This window comes from Bacillus benzoevorans, assembly GCF_014207535.1.
GTDB lineage: Bacteria > Bacillota > Bacilli > Bacillales > Cytobacillaceae > Bacillus_BD > Bacillus_BD benzoevorans.
This window is the reverse complement of the sequence record NZ_JACHGK010000021.1, coordinates 1-18,496: the sequence shown is the minus strand read 5'-3', so window position 1 is coordinate 18,496 and position 18,496 is coordinate 1. Positions and strand designations below refer to the sequence as shown.

At 38.7% G+C, this 18,496-nt stretch carries 26 protein-coding genes and 1 tRNA gene; 10 read left to right on the top strand and 17 right to left on the bottom strand.

Annotation, left to right across the window (positions count from 1 at the left end; genetic code table 11):
- Positions 1-84 precede the first annotated feature (84 nt).
- Complete coding sequence (locus HNR53_RS19785) at positions 85-1,806, bottom strand: glycosyl hydrolase family 18 protein (RefSeq protein WP_184529316.1); 1,722 nt, start codon at positions 1,804-1,806, stop codon at positions 85-87.
- Between the two features lie 202 nt (positions 1,807-2,008).
- On the opposite strand from HNR53_RS19785, the gene plsY reads away from it, so the two are divergent.
- Both plsY and HNR53_RS19775 read left to right on the top strand, forming a co-directional pair.
- Positions 2,009-2,629 carry a glycerol-3-phosphate 1-O-acyltransferase PlsY gene (gene plsY / locus HNR53_RS19780; RefSeq protein ID WP_184529314.1) on the top strand — a complete coding sequence of 207 codons (621 nt, stop codon included), beginning with the start codon at positions 2,009-2,011 and terminating at the stop codon, positions 2,627-2,629.
- 164 nt (positions 2,630-2,793) lie between these two features.
- A complete protein-coding gene (locus HNR53_RS19775; protein ID WP_184529312.1) occupies positions 2,794-2,985 on the top strand; it encodes a hypothetical protein in 192 nt (63 codons plus the stop codon).
- On the opposite strand, the gene HNR53_RS19770 is transcribed toward HNR53_RS19775, so the two are convergent.
- Entirely contained in the window at positions 2,980-3,273 is a 294-nt protein-coding gene (locus HNR53_RS19770) for a hypothetical protein (protein WP_184529405.1), read from the bottom strand. The two genes, HNR53_RS19775 and HNR53_RS19770, sit on opposite strands and share 6 nt — an antisense overlap.
- 118 nt (positions 3,274-3,391) lie before the next feature.
- On the opposite strand from HNR53_RS19770, the gene HNR53_RS19765 reads away from it, so the two are divergent.
- Positions 3,392-4,207: a CPBP family glutamic-type intramembrane protease gene (locus HNR53_RS19765; protein ID WP_184529310.1), complete on the top strand. Its 816-nt coding sequence runs from the start codon at positions 3,392-3,394 to the stop codon at positions 4,205-4,207.
- 57 nt (positions 4,208-4,264) lie between these two features.
- Here HNR53_RS19765 and HNR53_RS19760 read toward each other — a convergent pair whose 3' ends face one another.
- From HNR53_RS19760 to acnA, 8 genes are all read right to left on the bottom strand, one after another.
- On the bottom strand, positions 4,265-4,558 hold the full coding sequence (locus HNR53_RS19760; protein WP_184529308.1) for a hypothetical protein: 294 nt from the start codon (positions 4,556-4,558) through the stop codon (positions 4,265-4,267).
- A gap of 25 nt (positions 4,559-4,583) precedes the next feature.
- Complete coding sequence (locus HNR53_RS19755) at positions 4,584-5,012, bottom strand: acyl-CoA thioesterase (protein ID WP_184529306.1); 429 nt, start codon at positions 5,010-5,012, stop codon at positions 4,584-4,586.
- Between the two features lie 2 nt (positions 5,013-5,014).
- Positions 5,015-7,372: an AAA family ATPase gene (locus tag HNR53_RS19750; protein ID WP_184529304.1), complete on the bottom strand. Its 2,358-nt coding sequence runs from the start codon at positions 7,370-7,372 to the stop codon at positions 5,015-5,017.
- A 222-nt stretch (positions 7,373-7,594) separates the two neighbouring features.
- Positions 7,595-7,819, bottom strand: coding sequence for a small acid-soluble spore protein Tlp (gene tlp, locus HNR53_RS19745; RefSeq protein WP_184529302.1), 225 nt, complete (start codon positions 7,817-7,819; stop codon positions 7,595-7,597).
- Between the two features lie 157 nt (positions 7,820-7,976).
- Positions 7,977-8,120, bottom strand: coding sequence for an acid-soluble spore protein N (locus HNR53_RS19740; protein ID WP_184529300.1), 144 nt, complete (start codon positions 8,118-8,120; stop codon positions 7,977-7,979).
- A 128-nt stretch (positions 8,121-8,248) separates the two neighbouring features.
- A complete protein-coding gene (locus HNR53_RS19735; RefSeq protein ID WP_184529298.1) occupies positions 8,249-8,380 on the bottom strand; it encodes an FbpB family small basic protein in 132 nt (43 codons plus the stop codon).
- A gap of 148 nt (positions 8,381-8,528) precedes the next feature.
- On the bottom strand, positions 8,529-9,038 hold the full coding sequence (locus HNR53_RS19730) for a redoxin domain-containing protein (protein ID WP_184529296.1): 510 nt from the start codon (positions 9,036-9,038) through the stop codon (positions 8,529-8,531).
- Positions 9,039-9,204: 166 nt separating this feature from the next.
- Positions 9,205-11,907, bottom strand: coding sequence for an aconitate hydratase AcnA (acnA, locus tag HNR53_RS19725; RefSeq protein WP_184529294.1), 2,703 nt, complete (start codon positions 11,905-11,907; stop codon positions 9,205-9,207).
- A gap of 353 nt (positions 11,908-12,260) precedes the next feature.
- Here acnA and sspO point away from each other — a divergent pair, with 353 nt between their 5' ends.
- The 7 genes from sspO to HNR53_RS19690 all read left to right on the top strand — a co-directional run bounded on the left by sspO (position 12,261) and on the right by HNR53_RS19690 (position 15,760).
- A complete protein-coding gene (gene sspO / locus HNR53_RS19720; protein ID WP_184529292.1) occupies positions 12,261-12,410 on the top strand; it encodes a small acid-soluble spore protein O in 150 nt (49 codons plus the stop codon).
- Positions 12,411-12,532: 122 nt separating this feature from the next.
- Positions 12,533-12,793 carry a hypothetical protein gene (locus tag HNR53_RS19715; RefSeq protein WP_184529290.1) on the top strand — a complete coding sequence of 87 codons (261 nt, stop codon included), beginning with the start codon at positions 12,533-12,535 and terminating at the stop codon, positions 12,791-12,793.
- A gap of 54 nt (positions 12,794-12,847) precedes the next feature.
- Positions 12,848-12,988: a small acid-soluble spore protein P gene (locus HNR53_RS19710; RefSeq protein WP_184529288.1), complete on the top strand. Its 141-nt coding sequence runs from the start codon at positions 12,848-12,850 to the stop codon at positions 12,986-12,988.
- Between the two features lie 177 nt (positions 12,989-13,165).
- Positions 13,166-13,555 (top strand): Hsp20/alpha crystallin family protein, encoded by a 390-nt coding sequence (locus HNR53_RS19705; RefSeq protein ID WP_184529286.1) that lies wholly within the window; start codon positions 13,166-13,168, stop codon positions 13,553-13,555.
- Positions 13,556-13,653: 98 nt separating this feature from the next.
- A complete protein-coding gene (gene selD / locus HNR53_RS19700) occupies positions 13,654-14,703 on the top strand; it encodes a selenide, water dikinase SelD (protein ID WP_184529284.1) in 1,050 nt (349 codons plus the stop codon).
- Positions 14,704-14,796: 93 nt separating this feature from the next.
- Positions 14,797-14,870 (top strand) — tRNA-Arg (locus HNR53_RS19695).
- Positions 14,871-15,037: 167 nt separating this feature from the next.
- Positions 15,038-15,760, top strand: coding sequence for a tyrosine-type recombinase/integrase (locus tag HNR53_RS19690; RefSeq protein WP_184529282.1), 723 nt, complete (start codon positions 15,038-15,040; stop codon positions 15,758-15,760).
- Here the strand turns inward: HNR53_RS19690 and HNR53_RS19685 are convergent.
- The 7 genes from HNR53_RS19685 to HNR53_RS19655 all read right to left on the bottom strand — a co-directional run bounded on the left by HNR53_RS19685 (position 15,744) and on the right by HNR53_RS19655 (position 18,396).
- Positions 15,744-15,959 carry a helix-turn-helix domain-containing protein gene (locus tag HNR53_RS19685; RefSeq protein ID WP_184529280.1) on the bottom strand — a complete coding sequence of 72 codons (216 nt, stop codon included), beginning with the start codon at positions 15,957-15,959 and terminating at the stop codon, positions 15,744-15,746. The genes HNR53_RS19690 and HNR53_RS19685 overlap by 17 nt on opposite strands.
- 66 nt (positions 15,960-16,025) lie before the next feature.
- The gene (locus HNR53_RS19680; RefSeq protein WP_184529278.1) at positions 16,026-16,352 is read right to left on the bottom strand and encodes a hypothetical protein; all 327 of its coding nucleotides are present in this window, start codon (positions 16,350-16,352) and stop codon (positions 16,026-16,028) included.
- Positions 16,353-16,910: 558 nt separating this feature from the next.
- A complete protein-coding gene (locus HNR53_RS19675) occupies positions 16,911-17,117 on the bottom strand; it encodes a hypothetical protein (RefSeq protein ID WP_184529276.1) in 207 nt (68 codons plus the stop codon).
- 172 nt (positions 17,118-17,289) lie between these two features.
- Positions 17,290-17,544 (bottom strand): hypothetical protein, encoded by a 255-nt coding sequence (locus tag HNR53_RS19670; RefSeq protein ID WP_184529274.1) that lies wholly within the window; start codon positions 17,542-17,544, stop codon positions 17,290-17,292.
- An 81-nt stretch (positions 17,545-17,625) separates the two neighbouring features.
- Positions 17,626-17,901 (bottom strand): hypothetical protein, encoded by a 276-nt coding sequence (locus HNR53_RS19665; protein ID WP_184529272.1) that lies wholly within the window; start codon positions 17,899-17,901, stop codon positions 17,626-17,628.
- The gene (locus HNR53_RS19660; protein WP_184529270.1) at positions 17,876-18,130 is read right to left on the bottom strand and encodes a hypothetical protein; all 255 of its coding nucleotides are present in this window, start codon (positions 18,128-18,130) and stop codon (positions 17,876-17,878) included. Before HNR53_RS19660 ends, HNR53_RS19665 begins: the two co-directional genes overlap by 26 nt.
- On the bottom strand, positions 18,127-18,396 hold the full coding sequence (locus HNR53_RS19655) for a hypothetical protein (RefSeq protein ID WP_184529268.1): 270 nt from the start codon (positions 18,394-18,396) through the stop codon (positions 18,127-18,129). Before HNR53_RS19655 ends, HNR53_RS19660 begins: the two co-directional genes overlap by 4 nt.
- Positions 18,397-18,496 lie beyond the last annotated feature (100 nt).

The window sequence follows — 18,496 nt, the reverse complement described above, 5'->3', positions numbered from 1 at the left end:
TAGTCTAACATATTGGTAAAATAATCAAAAATATATTGCCTAAGAAGAAAAGGGAACTCAACTGTCGTGAATTCCCTTGAAATGTTATTGATTCTGTACCACTTGATTTTTTTCGCTTGCAAGTGCCAGCCAGGCTGTTTCGTCAGCAAAATAGCGCGACCAGCTGGCAATTCCTTTTAATTCATATTTCGCCGCAAGTTCAGCTCGTTTATTCAACGATAGATCATCTTCAAGCCATATGTGATACGTTGCTTTTGCTTCAGTGTCATAATATTCAGCATAGTTTTGACCGCTGCCCTCATCATAAACAGGAGTTACCCCTTTTTCTGCCAGCCATTCCTTTGCTTCAGCCATTTTCATCGATTTTGATGAAACTTCCCCCGTATCTTTGATTTCCCATAAACGGGTATATAAAGGTACACCGAGAATTAATTTATCATTTGGAACCACTTCCAGCAGATTTTTTAAATTTTGTTCCACCCACGGAAAACTTGCTACACTGCCTGCTTCCGGAGATGTTCCCCAGTGCTCATCATAGGCCATGACCATTAAATAATCGACTGTTTCTGCCAGCTTTTCTCTTTCATAAAATGCAGACCAATTTCCATCTGTTATAAACGTAATATCCATTGAAACGATTAATCCAGCTTGATGCAGATAAGGCGTTATTTCTCGCACAAACTGGGTCACAAGCGGTCCGTCCTCTTCCCGGACATTTTCAATATCGAGATTGATTCCGTTCAATTGATAGGTTTGACAAAAAGCGAGGAGCTGACGAATAATATTTTGCCGTGTTTCAAAGTCCTTTAATGCTTTATGAGTTAAATCGGGATTAAAACCATTAGAAAATAAAGCCCATACTTGATATCCTCTAGCTTTTGCCCAATTTACATACTCCAGCGAACCAAGGTCCTTTACTGTTCCATCAGTATTCGTTAATTCAAACCAAGTTGGAGATACCACATTCACGCCCGGCATTTCAGGAATGGCAGCGGTATTGGGATTCTTCGTATATACGGCCTCCCACGTTAAATTAATTGGACCGTTCATTTGTGGAATGTTCATTTCAACCTGTTCTTTTTGGATGTGAATCGTCTCCGTCTTATCTTTCATGACATATTTTTTATCTAAGTAACCTGCAATCCCGTTTTCTTTCCGGACATAAAAATATTGCGCGCCTTCTTTTTCAATGGTGATTATATCTTTATCTCTTGTCTGAGCTGTATACGGTGCCTGAAGGTCAGGCTTTGTTCTTAGGCGAAGTCTTTTTTCATTAATATCCTTACCTTTAATCGTTCCATACGTTTTTTTCATTCCGTCCTTGGTGATTTCTATCGCCTTTGTCTCTGGTAATACAGAATATTGAATTCCGTAAATGGATAGAATCGTGTCGAGCGCCATATAATTTTCCCCATTTAGTGCTTTTACAGGGGCTGTTTGTAATGATACATGCTTCTGATTAACATAATAAGTTAACGATTCGAGCGGCATTTGAATCACTTTATTTGGCGTTGTCATGATGATGGAATGGGATTTATCATCAAAAATGAGTTGTTCATCTATATATTCTTTCATAAAGGTAAACGGAACATAGACAGACTTTCCATCAATCATTCCATTTCCTACCTGTTTCCCGTTAAAGACAATCGGATATTCTCCTGTAAAATAATCCGCTTGTTTTCGGGCATCAAAGGGATAAAGAAATAATAGAATACTAGATATGATCAAAATAAATGACAGGATAAAACCTGTAAGCACCCATTTTTTTTGCCTCTTTATTTGTTGCTGATATACAAGATTTGCCATTTATACACCCTCCCAGTATTATCGTATCGAAACTAGCAATCGTTGAAAAGAAATTTTTATCAACCAAATATGACCAATCTTCTCTAATGAATAATAAAATGGTAAAATGAAAAAGCACTTGCAGCAAAAGTATTCTGAATTAGAAGGTCACCTTCCTATTAACAGGAAGGTAAAAGAGAAACCTCTGAAGGAGTTTTTATTCATGGTTGTGAATGGTATTATTTTTGTATTAGCTTATTTAATTGGATCGATCCCTTCCGGATTAATTATCGGAAAAAAATTTTATGGAGTAGATATACGGCAGCATGGGAGCGGAAATTTAGGCGGGACTAATACCTTTCGCGTCTTGGGCGTGAAAGCGGGGTTGGTAGTTACTTCTGCTGATATTTTGAAAGGGACGCTGGCAGCGGCATTGCCTTTGTTATTTGGCACAGATATGGATCCATTAATTGCCGGAATTTTTGCTGTAATCGGGCACACTTATCCGATATTTGCCGGTTTTCGCGGCGGTAAAGCGGTTGCTACTTCAGCAGGCGTCCTGCTTTGTTATGCCCCATTCATGTTTCTGATTACGATTGCTAGCTTTTTTATTTGTTTATATATAACAAAGTATGTGTCATTGTCGTCCATGTTCGGCGGTGTAGTTGCCATCCTCTATGCAGTAATCGTTCAGGACAAGATATTAATTGTCGTTGTGTCTATTTTGACCGCTTTTGTTGTTTACCGCCACCGTGCCAATATAAAGCGGATTTTGAATAAAACAGAGCCCAAAGTATCGTGGCTAAGTAAAAATGCAAACAATTTTAGCAAGAATAAAAGGTGAGACTCCTGCAAGGGTCTCACCTTTTTTGCCATATTTAGTTCAAATTGTTCATGAATCTGACAAACACTTACTGATGTTAAAAAACAGACAAATAATAACCCGAATTACGCAAGAAATTGATATAAAATAATAATACAAAATAATAGGAATTGGAGGTTTTCAACATGGAAAAGTCTCAAGATAAAGAAAAAAACTATATCTTTTCTACATCCATCGAATATTCAGTGGATCCAGAAGAATTTATTGTTGAACTATTTTCTCCTGAAGACTATGAAGATGGTGCTGGACCTCAAAAAATCATTCGCAATTTTGATGAATTGATTTCGTTCTTTGAAAATCTCGATGAAGTTTTATAGTTTTATTAATTGAAATCGGGCTTCTCCCAGAGCATCACGGATATAGTCTAATTGTTTATGATGAAAATATTTGAATTCATCTTCATGGATTAAAATATCAATATGATCAAATGGATAAACCTGATCACCTCTTATGGGCTTTTCTTCAAGAGAAAGGGTTAATAATTGGGGTGTACATGAGCTTATTCCTATTGCTAAGCGGACATATAATTTTTCGTCCTCGTTTTGCTGCTCCTGCTTGATAGCTCGCTCAAGGACCTCCTGTGCTGCATTTGTAATAGTAAACAAAAAATCACGTCCTCTATCATTTATAATAAGTTGAGAAGATTCAAAAAACTCCCTTTTATTCCTTGCCCTGCTGCGTTAAAATATTGATATAAAAGGCAAAAAGGGGTGTAAAGGCTCTGTGCTGCATTTCAAGGAATATCCATTAAGAAATTTAACCTTCATTTTTCTTTTTATCACTACTCTCATATTTTTTCAATTAAACAGGATAACGATTGCTTTTATCATATTGTTTGCTTTATTGCTTCTTGTTGTTTTTTTACAAGAAAAGCAGCGGATATTTGTCTGGATAACGATTGCCTATTTTACAGGGGAATTACTCTATTTATATGGAAATCGATTGTTAAACAGCTTGTCTTATCATGTCAATGTTCTTTTAATGTTAGACAAGCTGTTATTGCTCTTTCCGATCGCCATTATCTTGTATGTTTGCCGCAAATTTAAACAAGATGTAGCTTTATATTTCAAAAAGCCTGTCTGGAATCAACAAGTAGCTTTTTCTTTCTTTTCAACTAAGCTATTTAGTCTCTCTGTTTTTCACTTTTTGTTAGCAGCAGCAGCCATTTCCATCATCATGTACATTCCTTTTATTATCATAGAAGAACCGGATATAAAACTTCCTTGGTTCATCTGGATTCTCGTCTATGCGGTCATCAGCGGTATAATGGAGGAAGTATTATGGCGTGGACTTATTATGACAGGAATGAAGAATCTAACCAATGAGGGCTTTGCGATTATCTTTTCCAGTGCTGCGTACGGTTTTTCTTATATCATGTTCGGCTATTCCCTGGCCATTTGTATGCTCATTGCCCTGTTTGGCTGTTATTGGGCCTTTTTCACTTCCCGTTCAGGCAGTATCATTCCAGCTATTCTATGGCATTTTGTTTTTCAAATTTTGATGGTACTCAGCGGCGCTTTTACATTTTTGCCGATATAAGGAGTGGATTTTCAAGGACGTGTCCACTCCTTTTGCCCTTTTCGGCAATGATTTGCTTTATGTCCATAGATGGTGTAACAGTCCTTCTTTTTTGAGGATATCTTTCTGTTTGGTCCCTAAAAGATCATAATGGGAGTACCCATCCTTTCTCTTATCGATCCATTCAGGCTTTAAACCATATTGACTGCCCCATTCAATTAACTTTTGCAAATCATTGCATCCGACTTTTGTGACGGTTTTACTTTCCGGAAAACGGTCATCGAGCCAATAATGAGTTAGAAAGGCAATTTCCCCTTTGTCTATTTTCTCTTTCCATTCTTGAAGTTCTTTTCTTGTAATGCCAAAAGCCAATTTCCTCTCACCCCTCTTGTATCCATCATTGTTCAGGCTGCTTTTTTTCCTTTTCATAAGCTTGGTGCCATGTTGGGAATTTCTTTTTAATGGAAATAGGACGAAATGAATCTTTTAGCACACAAGCATGCTTTGAAAACCCGCTAACAGCCAGTTCACCGTCTTCTTTACTGATTTCATAGCCGTATGTAATGCGGATACCATCGTATTCTTCAATCCATGTTTTCACAATGGCTTTTTCCCCATAGCGCAGCGGCTTTTTATAGGACGCTTGAATATCAAGAACAGGAGAAATAATTCCGTCCCGTTCCATTTGGGCATAACTGAAACCTAAATCCTCGATAAGGGCGGTTCTGCCTACCTCCATCCACACAAGATAATTGGCATGATAGACAACTCCCATTTGATCGGTTTCTGCGTATCTTACGGCGATTTCTTTTGTCGAAACTAACATTGCTATTCTCCTCTTTCCATTTTATTAAATGCTTTCTCAATATCTGCTACTTCGATGATTAATGCTTTATCTATCTCTGTCATGTGCGCAGTCTGCGCCATCAATCTCTGTGCTTGTGTCTGAATCGTTTCGGTGATTAAATTGACAGCAAAGCGCCCATTTCCATTAAAGGCTTTATTGTTTAATTTTTCCAGTACATATTTTTCAGCATCTTGCGTTAAATGATAATCATATTGATCACCATATAACTTCATGATCTGCAGCAACTCATGGTCGGAATAATCCGGAAAATGGATAAATTTTTTAAATCTTGACTGCAGACCAGGGTTACTTTCAAGCAGAGACTTCATTTCATTAGAGTAGCCGGCAAGGACAACGACAAGGTTTTCGTTATGCTTTGTCATTTCGTCGACTAGTGTATCAATCACTTCTTTCCCAAAATCCCCGATGGTTTGTCCTAACAATGAGTAGGCTTCGTCTATGAAAAGGACTCCTCCGAGAGCATCACGGATTTTACGCTTTGTTTTTATCGAAGTCTGCCCAACATATCCGGCAACAAAATCAGCGCGGCTTGTTGTGATTAAGTGGCCTCTTTTCAATAATCCGCATTCCTTCAATAATTCTGCGTAAATTTTTGCAACAGTCGTTTTTCCTGTACCCGAGTTTCCCGTAAAGACAGCATGCAGTTGAATCGGTAAAATAGGTAAACCGTGGTCCCTGCGCAGCTTTTGCATCTTTACAAAAGAAATAATAGCGTTCACTTCTTCTTTTACGTCGGTTAAACCAATTAGAGATGACAATTTCTGCTGCGGACTTTCTCTGATTTCCATTTTATCCATTGAAAAATCCTCTTGATCCAATAGGGAATACTCTAAAATACCGCCTTTATGATCTTCTTTGAACCTTGCGCCTTTTTTAAAGATGGCATCAAGGACAAGATTCCGAACGGCTCTCGCATTTCCAAAGGTGTTGTCTACCCGTTCTCTTTCAATGCTTTCCTCTAACGCCTGTTTAGCTTCATCCGTCATCAAATAGTCATTATCCGCCGCTAATTTCTCTCCTATTTCCAGCAATTCCTGATTGGAATAATTGGGCAGCGCAATGAAATTAGATGATGGAAACCTGCTGCGGAGTCCAGGATTGGCATCAAGGAACTGCCGCATTTCATCTGGATAACCAGCCAATATGACCGCAAATGTCCCTCCAAATTCAGAGCCCGTCATTAAGGAAACCAGCGTATCTATTGCAGTCTGTCCATAATCATTTCCAGATTGACCAACGCGTTTCAAATTATAGGCTTCATCAATAAATAAAACACCGCCAAGTGCTTTTTCAACAATGGAACGTACATTTTCTTCTGTCTGCCCGATAAACGACCCTACCAATTGTGCGCGGTCTGTCTCAATAACCTCTTCCCTTGGCAGTACTCCAAGTTCATGATAAATTTTGGCCAATAATCGTGCAAGAGTTGTTTTTCCTGTGCCCGGATTTCCAGTTATGATCATATTGAGGCTGACTTCATCTTTTGTTTGAAAACCTTGTTCCTTTCGCAGTTTCTGGTATTTGAAAAATTGGTAAAAATCATTTACTCTGCTTTTCACCGATTGCAGCCCAATCATCGCTTGTAATTCTTCAAGCACTGTCAGGTTTTTCTCCTCATTTGGCTCTTCCTTAACACAAAAAAACTCTTTCCACTGAGATTTTAATTCGTCAATATGATTCAGATGTTTCTTAATCTCCTCAAGGTAACCTGCAGTATGAAACGTACCAACGAGCGAATCTTTATATTCCGTTGCCGATCGTAATAAAGACTCTGTTTCACTTTTAACCTCTTCCAGTAAAGAAATTACTTTTTCATAAACATCCATGGAGTCAGCATTTGTGATATCACAGGGCGAGTCTGATAAATCTGATAGTTGATTTAGATGTTCTTCAGCTGACTTGAGGAAGGTTTTACAGGTATGTATATACAAATCTACTGTTTGTTTTTTTGCCTGACGGTTATCCGTTTCCCGGAGCGGCGGAAAGGTCAGTTCGTCCAGCAGTACATCGTTTTTTTTCCACTTAAAACAGGCTAGATATTCTTGTGCTTTTCGATTATCAGGATCCAGCTGCTCTGCGTTCTCCATCAAAGCCAAAATAAGCGATTCACGTTTCCCTTTACCAGCGAAGGAACGGGCTACAATAGTTAGAAGCTGTGCGGCTTTCTTGCAGTTTTCTTCGTTGTGGAGATTATTCTTTTTTATAAATTGCAGCAACTCACCTTCGTTTTGAATGAAACCATGGATACTAAGGTCATTTTCCCATTGTTCAATTGGAACATGTTCCAATTGCTGCTTGGACAGTTGAAATCTTTGCATAAGCACCACTTCTTATATTTGTTATCGGTAGTTTTTCCTTTGGGGTCATTTTATTATTTTAACACACTTTGATAGAAGAAACTGTTTGGAGGGATTAGAATAGAAATCCCCATTGAAAAAGCATTTTCTTTTCCAATGGGGGAAATGGTTAGCGTAATAACCATAAGAAATTATGGGGGAAATTCTTGGTTTTCAAAACTTGAAAACCGTGCTTTATTGACATCAATGTAAATTGTTGTTTTCATCCTTTATTTCGGCACGCATACTGGTAATACTTTCACGGCGTCGTTCATTTTTAGCTTCCACCTGAGCTTTTTCATCTCCGCTTAGATTTCTCATCGTGGCTTCAGCCTTACGAATATTATCATCCGTATTGGCGATCATTTCCTGCAATTTTTCTACATTATCGCTGCGGTCATCTGGATTCGGTCGATTATTGAATGTCATATTGATTCCTCCTTAAGAATGAATTTATCGTACAAAATTAGTTTGTCAAATTTCTCTGAGAAAATGATTGGGATTATAAGGTTAATACAGTAGAACGTAATATAATTATGTAAACAGAAACATAGGAGAAATACTTTTTAGTATTTCTCCTATGTTTCTATTCGCCTTTTGTCTGGATCACTTGTGCATGTTTTCCAGATTTGTCCTGCATTTGTTTTCCTTTATTCCCTCCAAAACCTCTTGGCTGTGTACCAATATGTTCCGGTGTAAAATGTTTGGAATCTTTTTTCGGATTACCCATTATATTCTGCCTCCTCGGGGTTCATTAAGATGAGGTATGATATCCTGCCTAGCTTTTAACCGGATGCTACCCTCAAGTTAAGTATCCCCCATGAATGCGTTTTCATAAATGAGTTTGAAAAATAACATTTATTGGGCCTTGCTCATATGCTTCTTTTCTAAACGTTTTTCAATTCTTTCAATGGCTTCTTGATCATTTAATAATTGGCGTTTATTTTCATTAACAAGATCTGCAAAAGAGCGTTTTCTAGGTTTTCTCAACTGGCTTCACCTTCCTTATTAACTATTGTAAAGGTTATTATGCCCAGCGGATGTTTAAATTATTACAAATTTTCGAAAATTAATCTCTATTCTTTATTCTTTATAAAAAGAAAAAGCATTAGCAATTATACTGCTAATGCTTTTTCTATTACATGGCATCAATATATTCTTTCATAATATCTTCTGTCATGGAAGTTAAATATTTATTCGTGATTAGACCATCTTCATTTATAAAATAAGTTGTTGGAATCGTCATGATCAAATAGGCTGAATTGACTTTATCATTTTTATCAAGCAGAATAGGAAAAGTAATTCCCATTTTGTCTATAAATTCCTGCACATTATATTGCGGATCAATGTTGACAGCTAAAATTTCAACATCATCTCCTGCCTTTTGGTAAAACTTCTCCATTGCAGGCATTTCCTCTTTACAAGGCGGGCACCATGTTGCCCAAAAGTTCAAAATGACTTTTTTCCCACGATAGTCTGAAAGTTTTACTTTTTCCCCGGATAAATTCTCTAGTTCAAAATCTGGTGCTTTTACACCAATTCGTAAACCAGGTAGATTGTCAGGCTTTTCTTCCTTTTCCATCGCCTGTACTATGGCCACTGCAAGTAATCCAAATAATAATACACCGGCAATAACTTTTTTAATCACAAAAAACCCCCGCCCCTATTTCTTTATGTTTATATCATTATTTTAACCCAAAAAGTAAATTAAATTAACTCTTTTTGCCTATTCAGGGAAGGTTTTAATCATAGGTTTTAAAAAAAATGCCATACAGTCTTGTACTGTATGGCATTTATGTCTTGAATTTAAAGGCTTATTTTAATTTTTCACGCAGTACCATTTGTAGGATACCGCCGTGACGATAGTAATCAATTTCTACTTCAGAATCGAAACGAACAACCACTTCAAATTCTTTTTTGTTTCCGGCTTCATCAGTAGCTGTTACTTTAATCAGATCGCGAGGGCGAACATTTTCGTCCACTTGAACATCGATGGTTTCTTTGCCTGTTAAACCAAGTGTTTCTGCACTTTCGCCATCCTTGAATTGTAATGGAAGAACACCCATTAATACAAGGTTTGAACGGTGAATACGTTCGTAGCTTTCAGCAATAACTGTTTTGATTCCAAGCAGATTTGTTCCTTTTGCAGCCCAGTCACGGGATGAACCCATTCCGTAATCTTTACCTGCTAAAATAACTAATCCTGTTCCATCTTCTTTATACTTCATGCAAGCGTCAAAGATAGATGTCACTTCACCAGTTGGCCAGTAAGTTGTAAATCCGCCTTCAGTTCCTGGTGCAATTTGGTTGCGGATACGAATATTAGCGAATGTTCCGCGCATCATGACTTCATGATTACCACGGCGTGAACCATAAGAGTTGAAGTCACGAACTTCTACACCATTATCTAGAAGGTATTTTCCTGCCGGTGTATTTTTACCGATGGCACCTGCTGGTGAAATATGGTCAGTTGTTACGGAATCGCCGAATTTACCAACAACACGAAGTGCTGTTAATGGTTTTACTTCGTCTGGATCTGGTTTTAATTCTTCGAAGAATGGCGGATTTTGAATATATGTTGAATTTTCGTCAAATGTATAAAGCGGCTCATTGCTAGTTTTAATTTCATTCCAAAGCTCATTATCGCCAAATACGTTCGCATATTCTTTACGGAATAGTTCTGGTGTAACCGTTTGTTTAACTACATCGTTAATTTCAGCAGTTGTTGGCCAGATATCTTTAAAGAATACATCATTTCCGTTTTTGTCTTTGCCGATTGCTTCTTTTTGTAGATCAACATTAACATTGCCAGCTAAAGCATAAGCAACAACTAATGGCGGTGATGCTAGATAGTTTGCTTTTACAAGCGGGTGAATACGTCCTTCAAAGTTACGGTTTCCTGAAAGAACAGAAGTTACGAGTAAATCACTTTCAGAAATTGCTTTTTCAATTTCATCTTTTAATGGACCGGAGTTCCCGATACATGTGGTACATCCGTAACCAACCACGTTAAAACCAATTTGTTCTAAATATGGAAGCAGACCGGAATCACGTAGATAACCTGTTACCACTTTAGATCCTGGTGCTAAAGAAGTTTTTACGAATTTAGGAACTTGTAGACCAAGCTCTACTGCTTTTTTTGCAACTAAACCAGCACCTACTAATACGTAAGGGTTTGAAGTGTTTGTACAGCTAGTGATAGCAGCAATGCCGATGGCACCCGTTTTCATAACAGTTGTATCGCCATTATCAAAGTTTACAGTCACTTCTTTATTGATTTCATTTGCATCTAAACCAAAACCTTGGTTCCCTTGTGGTGCAGTGATCGCTTTATTGAATTCTTCCTTCATTTTTGAAAGCGGAATTAAATCCTGCGGACGTTTTGGACCAGAAAGATTTGCTTCGATTTCAGCAAGGTTAATTTCAACTACACTTGTATATACTGGCTCTAAAGCTGGATCAAAGAATAATCCGTTTGCTTTACAGTATGTTTCAACCACTTTAATTTGTTCTTCCGTACGACCTGATAGACGTAAATATTCTAGTGATTCATTATCTACAGGGAAGAATCCGCAAGTAGCACCATATTCAGGAGCCATGTTGGCAATCGTTGCACGGTCTGCAAGAGGAAGTGCAGGTACTCCAGGACCGAAGAACTCAACGAATTTACCTACAACACCATGCTGGCGTAATACTTGAGTTACTTTTAATGCCAGGTCAGTAGCCATTGCGCCATCTGGCAGTTCACCGACTAATTTTACCCCGACTACTTCTGGTACAGGGAAATATGAAGGCTGTCCAAGCATGCCTGCTTCAGCTTCAATACCGCCTACACCCCATCCAAGAACACCGATACCATTAATCATCGTTGTATGAGAGTCAGTTCCAACTAATGTGTCTGGGAATGCTTCGTATTCACCGTCTTCATTTTCAAGTGCATGAACAACATTTGCAAGGAATTCTAAGTTTACTTGGTGAACGATACCAGTTGCCGGTGGAACAGCACGGTAGTTATTGAATGCTTTTTGCGCCCAGCTTAAGAACTGGTAACGTTCCGCATTGCGTTCAAATTCAAGTTTCATGTTTTCGCCAAGTGCAGTTTGATTACCATACTTGTCAACTTGTACAGAGTGGTCAATAACAAGATCCACTGGTTTAAGCGGATTAATTTTATCCGGATCCCCGCCTAAATCAGCCATTGCTTTACGTAGAGAAGCAAGGTCAACTACGGCTGGAACACCTGTAAAGTCTTGTAATATAACGCGTGAAGGTTTAAAAGGTACATCGATATCCTTTACTTCACTTGTACCCCATTTTGCTAAGTTTTCTACATGTTCCTTTGTGATGACACGGCCGTCTAATTGGCGAAGAACGGATTCTAAAAGGACTTTAATTGAATAAGGTAATTTTGCAACATTACCTGCACCTGCTTGCTCTAATGCAGCAAGTTCATAATAGTTATACTTCTTCCCGTCTAAAGTAAATGATTTACGAGAATTAAAAACATCATTTGACATATGTAGTACCCCCCTATATGAAATATCACATATCATTATATAGCATTTGTCGAAAAGTTTGAATATTGTTTTTTGTTCTAAACTCTCTAACTATTACATTTTAATATAGGAACTTCTATAAGTAAATAACAAGAAAGTTATTGTTTCTTATAAGTTATACTTATAGATCCTGTTTTTTTATCCATTTTTACATAAAAATAATAAATTCCTTTTTGAAATACAGGACCTATAATTATATTTTGCAATATGTTCGATATTATTACATCCATCTTTTCAATGAACTTTTTCGCCAGAAAAAGTGACATAAAAAGCGAAAATTGCGGGAAAATAGCGAAATGTGGAGGTGAAGAAAGTTGAGTAAACGAAAAGCTAATCACATTATACCCGGTGCCAATGCGGCAAGTGCACAAGGCAAAGGGGCTGGTTATAACGAGGAATTCGCAAATGAACCACTAACTGCAGCACAGAGAATGAATAATAAAAAACGAAAGAAAAACCAATAAGTTTTTGTAAAGGCGGATGAATTTATCCGCTTTTTTCTAAATGGATCTTCATTGTTATTTTGTATAGTTAGGCACTTAATTGTGCAATGTAACAGTATATAGCGGCAAGGAGGGATAATCAAATGCCTTATCATAAAAATAAGCAGCAAGCATTCCAAGCAGCACAGCAAGGTATGGAAGATGCGGAAGAGGTTTACCATGAAATTGTGCAAGATTCCGCAAGCTACGGCCACCAGCTAAAGCACCTAAAACAAGAAGTCAATGAAGCCTATCAGCAAATTGAAAATGCAATGGAAGTGGCTTCCGAACATCAAAGGATACAATTAGAACAATTTCAAAATGATTTACGAAAAATGGTAGATGAAGTAAATCAAACCTACTAAATATTTACCTCCAGATAGGTTTTGCACTTTATAAAATTTGAGGAGGATTATTCTATGGTTAATAAAAATGACGGTCAGGATATGCGCAAGAATGCGCCAAAGGTTTCAGGTCAGCCTGAGCCATTAAGTGGTTCTAAAAAGGTTAAAAATCGTAATCATTCGAGACAAAAACATAATTCGCATCACGATATGTAAAAGAAGAAAACCATTGGCACTCACCGCCAATGGTTTTCTTCTTCTTTGGGAGTTTTTGGGATTGAATCGCTGCAAAGGTTTTATCCCCCCTAGTTAATTCACATATTTATGATAACATCTTTCACTCATTGCCATATGTTGCATACTTTAAATTATATTAAGGGGGATTCGAACATCATGGTACATGGTAAGAAAGAGCAGCTGCTGAAGGTAGACGATATCGAACGGTGGCTGGAAAATTATTTTTTAGATCCTTTAACCTCTTATTTAGATGAGGCTGCATTTAGGATCGACTTATTTGAAACGGCCGAAGAATATATTATCGAGGCACTGCTCCCTGCCTATCGGCTGCAAGATATAGAAATTATTTTGGAAACCAATAATATCAGTATACGGGTTTCTAAAGGTAGCTCCGAACATAATAGAAAACAAAGGAATATACCTTTTCCTTTTCCAGTAATAGAGCATGAGGTGACAGCCGCATTTCATGATGAAGTGCTTGAAGTTTTTATTGCAAAAAATAAATTATGCGCAGGAATCATTCGTAAAGTTCTCATTGTCCAATAATATAAATCCGTTTTCTCAATTCCTCCACTTTTCTTTCATAAGCATCGTATGTGCTTTTCTCATGTAAAACTTGTATACTGAGGTTGGAGGTGATTAATGTGAGTGAACATGAAAAAATCCGCCTTACCTCATTCTCAACAAAAGCTGGTTGAGGCTGTAAAATTGGTCCTGAGGACTTAGCGCAAGTTTTGCGTTTATTACCTGAACAAGAGAGAGTTCCTGAACTGCTTGTTGGACATGAAACATCTGATGACGCCGGTGTATACCTGCTGACAGATACTATTGCTTTAATACAAACAATTGACTATTTTACTCCTGTTGTAGATGATCCATATATGTTTGGACAAATCGCTGCTGCGAATGCTTTAAGCGATGTTTACGCCATGGGCGGTACACCTAAAACTGTACTGAATATGGTCGGCTATCCCGTGAAGAAATTAGGCGGTGAAATACTGGCTGAAATTTTACGCGGTGGAGCCGATAAAGTGAAGGAAGCCGGCGCTATTACGGTCGGCGGGCATTCCATTGATGACCAGGAGCCGAAATACGGTTTGTCCGTTACGGGGATTGTTCACCCGGATAAATTTTGGCGAAATGTTGGTGCAGTACCAGGGGATGTTCTTGTTATAACAAAGCCGATTGGTGTCGGGATCATGACAACCGGAATTAAACGCGGTGCTGTAACTGCTGAGCAGGAAAAAACAGTGACAGAATTGATGGCAATGTTAAATAAAAAAGCGGCCGAAGTACTAAGCAGTTTCTCACCTAATGCTGTTACTGACGTAACGGGATTTGGACTGCTTGGTCATGGAAGCGAGATGGCACTCGGCAGCCATGTGGCCTTGGTTTTTTATCTAAATAAGGTTCCTGTACTTGAAGGTGCTTTGGAGCTGTCTAAACAAGGAGTAGTTCCTGGGGGTTCAAAAGCAAATCATAAGTGGCTGGAGAAAGATGTAGACTATCAGGATATTGCTGTGGAGGAACAGCTGCTCCTATGTGATGCGATCACTTCCGGCGGTCTTTTGGTTTCCATAAATCATTCTGATGCCGAAAAATATGTCCAAGCCATGAAGGAAGCCGGTCAGGAATCCTGGATAATCGGAGAAGTAGTAGAAAAACAAGATAAATTGATTACGGTAAAAAGATAAAGAGAGGTCCTCCCTCTCCTTATCTTATCATTCTTTAGTTAAAATATTGACCAATTGGTATAAAATGAGTATAATTAGTTGTTGTCACATACTGTCCCAGTAGCTCAGCAGGATAGAGCAACAGTTTCCTAAACTGTAGGTCGTAGGTTCGAATCCTATCTGGGACGTAATATAATCGTTAAACACACGGGAAAACCCGTCATATCAACGTTTAAAGCCGTTAAACCAACGGTGACATAAGCGATGATATGACGGGTTTTTTGCGTTTTTCTAAAAAAGATACGTAGGACATTATTTCCGCGTTTGTGAGACTTATTTGGAGGTGAAAAACGCGATGAAACGAGGCTATATCGGTGAAAGAAACGTTAAAGATAGTCCCACAGTTCCGCGCAGTAAAAATGTAAAGAATCGCTATACCATTGACGAGGCCCTCGATGTCTTTATCCAATCAAAAGAGGCGGAAGGCTTGCGGCCGCGTAGCATTGAAAACTATCGCGAGCATACAAGGCATTTAATGCGGTATATCGACCGGAATCCCTTCTATATCGACGAGATAACGTCAAAACTGATTCGCGAGTATATTACGTATCTATCAAAGGATCGCGTAGCTTATGAGGAATTTGGAAAGCGTGCGCGAGAATCAAAAGGCCTATCACCGTACACTATTAATCTACGTTTAAGGTCCTTAAAGACGATGTGCGCGTTTTGGTATGAAGAAGGAATGCTCGCGTCTAATCCTGCGGCAAAGGTAAGGAAAGTGAAGGCGGATGAAGTTGACGAGGTTCCAGGTCTAACGGATATAGAAGTTGAACGCATTCTCAACTATTTTGACGAACGACAATTCGCACAATGGAGAGATAAAACGCTTTGCCTGCTCCTATTGGATTGCGGCCTACGCATCGAAGAAGCGGTTAGTATTACGATTGACCGGATTAATTTAAGATATTGCGAGATTAATATTCCGGCTAATAAGGCAAAGAATCGGAAGGCTCGCGATGTTCCAGTTAGTCGCGAAGTAGCTAAACGATTAACGTGGAAATTTAGGCTTTATTTTTGAGTAGCATTCCGGCCAAAATCTCCCTTTCTTCCGTGACTTCCACTATCTCGCGGAATCCCTTCTCAACTCGCTTGCTAATCCGTTTCTCTCCTTTTTCTGTCAGACAGATAAGCGTCGGACTGACTCCGATGGCAGCCGCCAGGCCACTCTGAGAATAGCCGGCAGCCTGACGCATTAGTTTAAATAGTTGCGGATTCATACGATTGCCTCCCTTTCCATTGTGTCACGTGACACATTTCTGAAAGCCCGACCGAATCCGGGCGTTTTACCAACCTTCAAGATTCCCTTCAATATTTACTACCTTCGCGCAAATCCAAAGGTCGTATTCGGCCGCGTATTGCATCGCTTCATCTGATGAATCTGCCCATACGTAAATCGGATCGGTTTCACCTTCATCCATAAAAATACCTGCGAATAAATATTTCCATTTTGATGGCTCATTGATCGCCTTCATATCCGAATTTATTAACTGACGCTTAAGTTCTAATTCATGCTTAGCGACATCTTTCTGCGCTTGTTTAAAAACAGCAATCCATTCATCCGGTGTAATTCGTTTAATTCTTTCTGCTCCTAGACTAATAACGTTATTCATTTCAATCGCTCCATTCCTGTAATTTATTTTTACTGTGAATGTAAAATTTTTTGACCTCACTTAAATAGACGTTTCTACATGCCAAACCGCGCGCTTTTTCATTAAACTTTTTTACCTCCTATACTCTAACTACCCACATGACGTCGATAATTTTGGGACATAAGACATAAAAGTTTTTTACGCCAATACTAGAACTATCGCCACAATCTGCGTCAAATTGGGACAACTCCGTAAAACTTTTTAACCGCCTATACTTAATGTATGTCACCTTGATAATCCGTTTTGGGACATACCTAGCAAAAGATTCTGCCTATACTATAATAATGTCCACGCCGATCTCCGTTTTGGGACAAGATTAATTTGAGTTGTAATATTCAGAAAATATAAGACAAATAAAAAAGCCTGACCATGTTGCCGCATGTTCAAGCTTTCCGTTATGTATTAACGTCCGCCAAAACGTTAATATGTATATAATCTGCCTAAGCGCCTTTCTGTGTGCCTTTCCGTACGCGACACCGCCAATTGTCGCAGCTTCATCGGGCGAGAATCCCCGAATAATTATCGAGGGAATCCCAAATACTGCGATAACTCCGCGAATGTCATTGACGCCAGTTCTTCAAGGTCCTTTGTGTATCCTTCTTCGCTTAATTCGATTTCTATTCCGCGGATTTTACCTACTTCATGAGCCAGTCCGTTCTGATCGACTCTATATGGTGAATCTGACCGTTCAATGCCTAACTTTTTTTCTTTTTTATACTTGAGCATTATCGTGTTTTCTCTTATTAGCACTGCATCGTAATAATTAACGTTATTCCCACCGTCGTCAGATATCAAAACTAAATTAACTCGTTTCATCTATAAAACCTCACCTTGCTAGTTTATTAACTACTTCCACAAAAGGCATGTCCAAACTTCAAGCATCATAGGTGCGTCATTCTTACGCAATTAATTCCGCGCTATCCTCCAATACTTTATATATCGCGCCTTCATCCGTCTTAAATTGACCAACCGGCGCACCGTTATCATTTACATATCCGCGAAATGTTCCGGCTTGAACCGTCGGCAATTCTAACGTGCCTGGAAAGCCCATCCGAACCCAATCGTTAAATAAATACTTCATTATGCGCTCAACTCCATCATGCGATAACTCGACCGTTGCTTCCTCTAATAAAAACGCGTTTACTCTAATCATTCCTCTACTTCCTCCTATTAATTCCGATATTTTAACCGTAACACGGCAGGCGTCACCATTCTGCGAGATTAGTCACACGCCTTAAAATCTACTTTTTTGGTATTTCTTTTGTAAAAATGAAATGGCTTTTTTCTTTCCGAATATTCTAAGGAAAATATAACTAATACCATAATAAACGTCCCTTATTTCCCCCTTTACTTCCTCCACGAATGATTCTGCTGCTTCACCTGGCTCTTTATAAAATCTGAGTTTTACAAAACGTTCAGCCAATTCGCGCGTTAATAGCTTTTGTTCGTGGTATGGTACATTCCGCCAAATAATATCATTCAATCTATCTTGTAATTCCTGGTCTTTCATGGTTTATCCCTCCCCTTAAATCGGTTTCACGACCGCATTTTTTACATTCAAATAAATACGGTTCAATTTCCTCATGCTTTTGAAACTTCCGGCAGGTTCCGCACATCAATCCCGCCTGACGTCCTCTTGTATCACCATCATACGACTGCGCCTTTCCATTGTCGGAAAATAGAGCGTAAGCAAGCGCGATAGCAAGTACCCATGAGAAAAACGTTATCCAGTCCATCACTGCACCGTCCTTCTAACGACCAATTCGACTTCCCCGTTTCGCGTAACCGGCATAACCAGGTAAGAAGGATTTACATTGAATTCCTTTTGCAGTTGACTCACGTATAATGGATCGCTCATGCACCTTTCAATTATTAACGCTGCTAATGTGGCTTTTGGCATCCCGCATGATGTTGCTAAACGCTTCAAATTACTATCCATTCTGTTTGTTAAGGATAGCTTAGTCGGGCATACGCGTTTACCTCCGAGCCCCTTCCCTTCTATCAATCTAATAACCTCCCTCTATAAATGCTGATTTATCAACGGTTTAAGCCGTTGGTGGGGTGTCAAAAAAATATTTTTCGACACGGCCTCTAACAATATTTTG